The 561-nt window shown below is 46.3% G+C and carries 2 tRNA genes and 2 rRNA genes; all 4 read left to right on the top strand.

Annotated elements, in window-relative coordinates:
• Positions 1-81, top strand: a 16S ribosomal RNA gene (locus ACFOZ1_RS16460); the annotation flags it as partial.
• Between the two features lie 147 nt (positions 82-228).
• Positions 229-305 (top strand) — tRNA-Ile (locus ACFOZ1_RS16455).
• An 11-nt stretch (positions 306-316) separates the two neighbouring features.
• Positions 317-392 (top strand) — tRNA-Ala (locus ACFOZ1_RS16450).
• Positions 393-475: 83 nt separating this feature from the next.
• Positions 476-561: ribosomal RNA gene (locus ACFOZ1_RS16445) — 23S ribosomal RNA — on the top strand; the annotation flags it as partial.

Below are 561 nucleotides of genomic sequence, written 5' to 3'. Positions count from 1 at the left end.
CCGCCGAAGGTGGGACCAATGATTGGGGTGAAGTCGTAACAAGGTAGCCGTATCGGAAGGTGCGGCTGGATCACCTCCTTTCTAAGGATAATAGGAAAAGCGAAAGTATCCATTTCATATGGATATGAAAGCTTCAAACCTTTTTAAAAGGTAAAAATCATACATGGTTGTTTGGTTCAGTTTTGAGTGATTAATTGTCACTTCTCATAATTATTCCTATATTTGAATGGGCCTGTAGCTCAGCTGGTTAGAGCGCACGCCTGATAAGCGTGAGGTCGGTGGTTCGAGTCCACTCAGGCCCACCATTCTTTTATTTGGGGCCTTAGCTCAGCTGGGAGAGCGCCTGCTTTGCACGCAGGAGGTCAGCGGTTCGATCCCGCTAGGCTCCACCATTTGTACCTTGAAAACTAGATAAGAAATGACAAGACATCAAACAATAACCAACAAACTTTTTCATAAGTAAGACAAGTAAGATAGTTAAGTGAAGAAGGGCGCACGGTGGATGCCTTGGCACTAGGAGCCGACGAAGGACGGGACAAACACCGATATGTCTCGGGGAGC

The organism is Gracilibacillus marinus, from assembly GCF_042651725.1.
Taxonomy (GTDB): Bacteria; Bacillota; Bacilli; order Bacillales; family Amphibacillaceae; genus Gracilibacillus; species Gracilibacillus marinus.
Note: the sequence above shows the minus strand (reverse complement) of the source record. Positions and strands in the feature narration are given on the sequence as shown.